The organism is Nostocoides japonicum T1-X7 (genome assembly GCF_001046855.1).
Classification (GTDB): Bacteria; Actinomycetota; Actinomycetes; order Actinomycetales; family Dermatophilaceae; genus Nostocoides; species Nostocoides japonicum.
In genome coordinates this window covers 4080414-4086350 of sequence record NZ_HF570958.1, presented here as the reverse complement: position 1 = coordinate 4086350, position 5937 = coordinate 4080414, and the positions used below count along the sequence as shown (strand labels likewise).

9 protein-coding genes are annotated in these 5937 nt (G+C 71.4%); 1 reads left to right on the top strand and 8 read right to left on the bottom strand.

Features of this window, described 5'->3' with window-relative positions:
• The 8 genes from BN12_RS18535 to BN12_RS18505 form a co-directional block, all read right to left on the bottom strand.
• Window positions 1-270, bottom strand: a 270-nt coding sequence (locus BN12_RS18535) for a YraN family protein (RefSeq protein ID WP_053080090.1), incomplete at its 3' end; no start/stop codon positions are given.
• Window positions 271-375: 105 nt separating this feature from the next.
• Window positions 376-687, bottom strand: coding sequence for a DUF2469 domain-containing protein (locus tag BN12_RS18530; RefSeq protein ID WP_048554805.1), 312 nt, complete (start codon window positions 685-687; stop codon window positions 376-378).
• A gap of 3 nt (window positions 688-690) precedes the next feature.
• Entirely contained in the window at window positions 691-1434 is a 744-nt protein-coding gene (locus tag BN12_RS18525) for a ribonuclease HII (RefSeq protein WP_048554801.1), read from the bottom strand.
• Window positions 1431-2324, bottom strand: a complete 894-nt coding sequence (gene lepB / locus BN12_RS18520; protein ID WP_083454761.1) for a signal peptidase I — start codon at window positions 2322-2324, stop codon at window positions 1431-1433. The genes BN12_RS18525 and lepB (BN12_RS18520) overlap by 4 nt, the downstream gene beginning before the upstream one ends.
• Window positions 2324-3055 (bottom strand): signal peptidase I, encoded by a 732-nt coding sequence (gene lepB, locus BN12_RS18515; protein ID WP_083454760.1) that lies wholly within the window; start codon window positions 3053-3055, stop codon window positions 2324-2326. Before lepB (BN12_RS18515) ends, lepB (BN12_RS18520) begins: the two co-directional genes overlap by 1 nt.
• Window positions 3056-3182: 127 nt before the next feature.
• Window positions 3183-3542, bottom strand: a complete 360-nt coding sequence (gene rplS, locus BN12_RS18510; RefSeq protein ID WP_048554799.1) for a 50S ribosomal protein L19 — start codon at window positions 3540-3542, stop codon at window positions 3183-3185.
• Between the two features lie 226 nt (window positions 3543-3768).
• Window positions 3769-3930 (bottom strand): hypothetical protein, encoded by a 162-nt coding sequence (locus tag BN12_RS24700; protein ID WP_157635560.1) that lies wholly within the window; start codon window positions 3928-3930, stop codon window positions 3769-3771.
• Entirely contained in the window at window positions 3927-4349 is a 423-nt protein-coding gene (locus tag BN12_RS18505) for a hypothetical protein (protein WP_048554797.1), read from the bottom strand. Before BN12_RS18505 ends, BN12_RS24700 begins: the two co-directional genes overlap by 4 nt.
• Before the next feature lie 329 nt (window positions 4350-4678).
• On the opposite strand from BN12_RS18505, the gene BN12_RS18500 reads away from it, so the two are divergent.
• Complete coding sequence (locus BN12_RS18500; RefSeq protein ID WP_048554795.1) at window positions 4679-5437, top strand: ABC transporter permease; 759 nt, start codon at window positions 4679-4681, stop codon at window positions 5435-5437.
• Window positions 5438-5937: the final 500 nt, after the last annotated feature.

The window sequence follows — 5937 nt, the reverse complement described above, 5'->3', positions numbered from 1 at the left end:
CTCGTGCCGGCGGTCGGCCAGCCACGCCGCCGCGAGCCGTCGTAGTCGTGCGTACTTGCGCCACGTCACCGCCTCGACGGGGTCGCCGAACCCGAGCCCGGACCTCGTCTTCACCTCGCAGACGACGAGGCAGTCGCCGTCCATCGCGACGATGTCGATCTCACCGTGCCGGCACCGCCAGTTGCGGTCGAGGACCGTCATGCCGCGGTCCTCGAGGTAGCTGACGGCGAGGGCCTCGCCCCACCGGCCGAGCTGCTGTCGCTCCGTCATGCCAAGGAGGCTGACAGCCGGACCGCGCACACGGCATACCCGCGAGACCCCTGTGGGCGGCGCCCGAGAATGTCATGGGTTGGGGACGACGGCCGCCCCCGCGGCTCAGGACAGCTCGAGGTCGGGCATCTCCGGCTTCGCGAGCTCCTCGATGTTGACGTCCTTGAACGTCACGACGCGCACCTGCTTGACGAACCGCGCGGGCCGGTAGATGTCCCAGACCCACGCGTCGCTCATCGTCACGTCGAAGAAGACGTCGCCGCCCTCGCCCCGCACCCGCACATCGACGGAGTTGCACAGGTAGAACCGGCGCTCGGTCTCGACGACGTGGGAGAAGAGGCCGACGACGTCGCGGTACTCGCGGTAGAGGGCGAGCTCCATCTCGCTCTCGTACTTCTCGAGGTCCTCAGCACTCATCGGTCACGCCATTCCTGCCACGTCGAGGTCGGTCGATCCATTCTCTCCCACCGCGAGCGGGAGGTTCCACGACCGTCGGTGATGAGCACACGGCCCGTGGACGCGCAGCGCCGCCAGGTGCTCCGGCGCGGCATACCCCTTGTTCTCCACCCAGCCGTATGCCGTGTGCTCGCCCCCGAGCTCCACCATGAGCCGGTCCCTCGTCACCTTCGCGAGGACGCTGGCCGCGGCGACGCTCGAGCACTTCAGGTCGGCCTTGATCATCGTCGTGACCGGCGGCGTGCGCGGCGCGGCGGGCGCCCCGTCGGCGAAGGCGAGCAGCCCCGCATGCGCGGGATCGGTGAGCCAGTCGTGGTTGCCGTCGAGGATGACGAGGTCGGGGACCCAGCCGGCCGCCGCGAGCGCGTCGAGGGCCCGGGTGCCGGCCAGGCGGAGTGCGGCGATGATCCCGATCGCGTCGATCTCGTCGGGGCTCGCATGCCCCACGGCGTGCGCGAGGCACCAGCGCTGGATCCGCGGGACCATGCGCTCCCGGGCCGCGGGCGGCAGCAGCTTGGAGTCCTTGACGCCCTGCGGGGCGGTGCGGCACGTCTCGTCGATGATCACGACGCCGACGGTGACCGGCCCGGCGAGCGCGCCGCGTCCCACCTCGTCCATCCCGGCGAGGAGCCGGTAGCCGTCACGCTGCAGCGACCGCTCGACACGCAGGGTCGGGGTGCGGGAGACGGTGCGCTTCGCCGGGCTCATGGTGCGGACGTCGAGGTCGTCGCGGACGGGGTGGGGACGCTCGCGGCAGGGACCTTCGCGAACGTGTCGGGGTGGTTGGACAGCCAGGTGATCCGGTCGAACGGCCAGACGATGGCGAACGCGCGTCCCGTGACGTCCTTGATGGGGACCGACCCGTCGGAGCCGTCGCCGCTCGCGTCGTGGAAGCGGGAGTCCTCGGAGTTGGAGCGGTTGTCGCCCATGACCCAGATCCTGCCCTTCGGCACGGTGATGTCGAACTGCCGGTCGCTGGGGTTGACCCCCGGCTTGATGTAGGGCTCGGTGATGGCGACGCCGTTGACGGTCAGCTTGCCGGCCGCGTCGCAGCACACGACGTGGTCGCCGGGCATGCCGATGACCCTCTTGATGAGATGGTCGTCGGAGGGGTTGGGCAGGAGGCCGACGAAGATGAGGGCCGAACGGATGCCGTTGACGACCGGCCCGTCGTCGACCTTCGGCGTCGGAGCGAGCCAGTGGTCGGGGTCGGAGAAGACGACGACGTCGCCCCGTTTGAGGTCGATGACTCCCGGAGTCAGCTTGTTGACGACGACGCGGTCGTTGACGATGAGCGTGTCCTCCATCGACTCCGACGGGATGTAGAACGCCTGGACCAGCCACGTCTTGACGATGAAGGAGAGCGCCAGCGCCATGACGACGACGACGACGAGCTCTCGTATGCCGGTCCCCACGCGTGCGGCGAACGACGGCCGTCCGCTTCCCTCGGGGGCACTCGGCGTGCCAGAGCCCCCCTGGCGGGCATCCTCGCGACCGGCCGGCTCGGCGACGGCCGGCGTGGAGAGCCCGTCGGCGACGCCGTCCGGCTCGGCGATCGGGTCCTGGGGCACCCTGTCTCCCGTCTCGTCGGTCGCCATCAGCCTGCGGTGGGTAGGTCGGACAGCGTGGTGGACCGCTCCATGGTGCCCCATCGGGACACGGGCCAGAAGCGAAGGGTCACCCGGCCGATGACGTCGGACTCGGGGACCATGCCACCGCCGGGATCGCCGAGATGCGCCCGGGAGTCGGCGGACTCGGGGCGGTTGTCCCCCATGAGCCACAGCTTGCCGGATGGGACCGTCACGTCGAAGGTCACCTCGCTGGCCCGCATACCGCTCGGGAGGTACGGCTCGACGACCTCGGCGCCGTTGATCGTCAGGTGACCCGAGGCGGTGCAGCACACGACGTGGTCGCCCGGCAGGCCGATGATCCGCTTGAGGTAGTCGGTCTCCTGGGGGTCGATGCCGAGCGCGCTCTGGACGGGACGCAGGATCCTGCCGAGTGCGCCGCCTTCGGGCTCGGCGGAGCGGACGGCGTTCCATGCCTCGGTGCCGTCGAAGACGACGATGTCTCCGCGCCGCAGGCCCGACGCCCCGTGGAGCCGGTCGACGAGGACGCGGTCGGCGGGCATGACGGTCGGCTCCATCGACCCTGAGGGGACATAGAAGCTCTGGACGACGAACGTCCGGACGAGGACGACGAGGAGGACCGCGATGCATACCTCGATGACGAGGCGCGCGAAGCGATGCGGGCGACGGGCGGCCGGGTCCGGCGTGCCGTCGGTCGCGGGCCGCTCGTCGGTCGCATCGGTGGCGTCGGCGGCGCTCATGGTGTCGCGAGCCTAGCCCGGGAACCTGTCCCCGGCGGCCGACGCACCGGCGTCGACCGGGGACTCAGTGGTGCGGGCGGGAGACTCGGTGGCGCCGACCGGCGACGCACCGGCGCGGGCCGGGGACTCAGCGGCCCGCCGGCGTCTCGCGCTTCTCCTTGATCTTGGCGGCCTTGCCGCGCAGGTCGCGCAGGTAGTAGAGCTTGGCCCGGCGCACGTCACCGCGCGTGACGACCTCGATCTTGTCGATGATCGGGGTGTGGAGCGGGAAGGTCCGCTCCACGCCGACACCGAAGGAGACCTTGCGGACGGTGAACGTCTCGCCGACGCCCCCACCGTGCCGGCGGATGACGGCGCCCTGGAAGACCTGGATGCGCGAGCGCGTGCCTTCGACGACCTTGACGTGGACCTTCACCGTGTCGCCGGCTCGGAAGTCGGGGATGTCGGTCTTGATCGACGCCTTGTCGAGCTCGTCGAATCGCTGCATGGCTGCTTCGCTTTCTCGTACGGTGCCACAGGTCACCCACGGTGCTGGTCGTGCTTCGGGTTCTCGCATTCGCGCCGGTCCGGGCCGCATGCCGCGTGCGGCAGCACTCCCCCTGTGGCGGGGGCCGTCAGTCGGGTGACGCGACGCACCAGTCTGCCAGAGCGGGGGCCTCCGCCGGAAATCCGCGGTCCCGAGAAGCCGGCTGGGACCGTCGGGCCGGGGTCGCTCAGGCCGTCTCGAGCGCGGCGATCTCGGCGGGGCTCAGGCGCTTGGCGTTGGCGATGAGGACGATGTCGGGATCGACCTTGTCCTCCCCGCCGCGCAGCTCGATGAGGGCCTTCGCGGACTGGACCTGGTCCCGGGTGACCCGGACGATGCGCTTGCTCATCGGCTGCTCCCTTCCTCGTCGTCTCCATCATCCTCGACAACGACGACGTCGTCCACGCTGATCCCGGCAGGGACGATGATCGTCCGGTCCCCCTCTGCGTCGATCCGGGCACCGGCGGACAGGACGGCGTCGGCGAGATCCCTGTCCTCGGGGGTGGCGAGGCTGCTCGTCGACAGGGCGACGAGGACGACCCTGCCGAGCTCGCGCCGCCGGAAGTCCTCCGAGGCGACGTCGTCGAGAGCCGCCGTGAACCGCCGCCCCCACTCCTCCCGCCGTCCTTGCCCCTCACGCTGCGACAGGTCCTGGCGCGACTCGGTGACGCGCGCGAGGATGTCCCGGCGGGTCGCGGCATACGTCAGGGCCGCACCGACCGCCGCGCCGGCGAACGCGAAGCCCGCGGCGAGCACCTCACCCGTCATGGACCCTCCTTCGTGGTGTGCTCCGCGCGGCGTTCGTCCCAGCATGCCCGAGCCCCGGGCCTGCGCGTCGGACCGACGGCACAGGAGACGCCGCGGTCGCGCGTTGCTCCGGACGGTCGGCGTGAGACCGCGAGCCGGGTCGGCGGGCTGCCGAGGCGGGGTGGGTGACGGGCCGTCGAGGCCCGCCCGGTGACAAGCCGCCGGTGCGGCGACGGCCACAGTCCTCGAAGCGGCCCGGGAGACAGGCCCGTTGAGGCGGACCCGGCGACAGTCGTCCAGAGCGGGCGGAGCGACGGGCCGCCGAGGCGGCGACGGCATACGGTGACCGCGTGAGCGTCACCCCAGGCTGGCCGGTCGCGGCCGCCCTCGCCTGCCTCATGGTCGTCACGGTCATCGGGTATGCCCTCGCCTCCTTCCCCGGAGCCCTCCGCGCGGTCGTCGCGGGCCTGCGGTCCGTCGCGCAGCTCGGGGCGGCTGCCCTCGTCATCACCTGGGTCGTCCGCGACGTGCGGCTGTCGATCCTCCTCGTCGCCGTCATGTTCACCGTCGCCGTCGTCACGACGGGTGGCCGGGTCGGCGCCCGGCGCGCCTGGCCGTGGACGGCGTCCGCGATGGCCTGCGGGCTCCTCCCGGTGCTCGTCATCGTGCTCGGGAGCGGGAGCGTGCCGTTCACGGGGCTCGCGGTCGTCCCGGTGTCGGGCATCCTCATCGGCGGCGTGATGAACGCCCACTCCCTCGCCGGCCGGCGATGCTTCGCGGCGCTGCGCGAGGAGCGCGGCCAGCTCGAGGCCGGGCTCGCGATCGGTCTGGCCCGCACCGACGCCATCGGCGAGATCATCCACCGCCGCGTCCCCGAAGCGCTCGTCCCAGGTCTCGACCAGGTTCGGACCGCCGGGGTCGTCACGCTGCCAGGGGCCTTCATCGGGGTCCTCCTCGGCGGCGGCTCGCCCGCTCAGGCGGCAGCGGCTCAGGTTCTCGTGCTCTTCGGGATCATGGCGGCCCAGACGGTGACCGTGGGCGTCCAGGAGCGGTTCATCCGAGCCGGGAAGCTGCTGCCCGCCGACCTTGCCCTCTCCCTGCCCCACTGACCCATGCGCACGTGCCGAGTCGATGCTGTCCCCGGACCGGTCCGACCACGCCAACCCCGCACGTGCCGAGTCGATGCGGTTCCCGACCGGTCCGACCACGCGCCAACCCCGCACGTGCCGAGTCGATGCTGTCCCCGGACCGGTCCGACCACGCCAACCCCGCACGTGCCGAGTTGATGTCGTCCCCAGACGCGACTGACGACATCTTCTCGGCACGTGCACACACCCCCCACCCCTCCCCGGCAGGTGTGAGCTTTCCGTGGTCAGAACACGAAAGAAACCACGACAACCCCGCACCTGCCGACCACCCGAGCACCCCAGGACCAGGAACGACCCACCAAGTCCTTGTGGGGAAACTGACCCGAGCCCTGACCCTGACCAGCTTCCCCACAAGGACTCGCGCAACGGTCAACCCCTCACGGCAGGCGCTCGACCTCCGCGGCCGCCGGCTCAGCGACCACGCCAACCCCGCACGTGCCGAGTTGATGTCGTCCCCAGAC

What these genes read in the sequence shown, in the direction of transcription:
- BN12_RS18530 (WP_048554805.1), bottom strand. Translation starts at nt 687, where the DNA reads ATGAGTGCTGAGGACCTCGAGAAGTACGAGAGCGAGATGGAGCTCGCC.
- BN12_RS18505 (WP_048554797.1), bottom strand. Translation starts at nt 4,349, where the DNA reads ATGACGGGTGAGGTGCTCGCCGCGGGCTTCGCGTTCGCCGGCGCGGCG.
- lepB (WP_083454760.1), bottom strand. Translation starts at nt 3,055, where the DNA reads ATGAGCGCCGCCGACGCCACCGATGCGACCGACGAGCGGCCCGCGACC.
- lepB (WP_083454761.1), bottom strand. Translation starts at nt 2,324, where the DNA reads ATGGCGACCGACGAGACGGGAGACAGGGTGCCCCAGGACCCGATCGCC.
- rplS (WP_048554799.1), bottom strand. Translation starts at nt 3,542, where the DNA reads ATGCAGCGATTCGACGAGCTCGACAAGGCGTCGATCAAGACCGACATC.
- BN12_RS24700 (WP_157635560.1), bottom strand. Translation starts at nt 3,930, where the DNA reads ATGAGCAAGCGCATCGTCCGGGTCACCCGGGACCAGGTCCAGTCCGCG.
- BN12_RS18525 (WP_048554801.1), bottom strand. Translation starts at nt 1,434, where the DNA reads ATGAGCCCGGCGAAGCGCACCGTCTCCCGCACCCCGACCCTGCGTGTC.